Origin of the sequence: Mycobacterium sp. E2462, from assembly GCF_001672685.1 — a bacterium.
Lineage (GTDB): Bacteria > Actinomycetota > Actinomycetes > Mycobacteriales > Mycobacteriaceae > Mycobacterium.
Window position 1 is genome coordinate 1 of record NZ_LZKC01000358.1, and the last position, 522, is coordinate 522.

1 protein-coding gene is annotated in these 522 nt (G+C 71.1%); it reads left to right on the plus strand.

From position 1 onward, the window contains the following. Positions 1–522, plus strand: a 522-nt coding sequence (locus tag A5714_RS25550) for a VWA domain-containing protein (RefSeq protein ID WP_156747388.1), incomplete at both ends; no start/stop codon positions are given.

Here is a 522-nt window from a genome sequence, read left to right on the forward strand (position 1 = left end):
CGACGTGCCGCCCAACCGGCTCAAGGCCGCCGAGGAAGCGGCCACCCAGTTCGCCGGCCAGTTGACGCCCGGCGTCAACCTGGGGCTGGTGGCGTTCTCCGGGACGCCGTATCTGCTGGTCCCGCCGACGCCCCAACACCAGGCGACCATCGAGGCGCTGAAGAAGCTGGACTTCGCGGACAGCACGGCCACCGGCGAGGCCATTTTCACCGCCCTGCACGCGATCAGCGCCACCGCGGTGGTCGGCGGCGACAAGCCGCCACCCGCCCGCATCGTGCTGCTCTCCGACGGCGGCGAGAACCGACCGTCGAACCCCAGCGACCCGCACGACGGGGTGTTCACCGCCGCGCGGCTGGCCAAGGACGAGGGCGTGCAGATCTCATCTGGTCGGTCGAGACGGGCACGGCGACGCGCTGCCCGTCCATCTCGATTTCGCCGCCCTTGGTGCCGAAGGAGATGGTGGAAATCGGGACGCGAGCCGGTTGGGCGGCACGTCGGTCGCCCGCATGGATTGCGACGGGC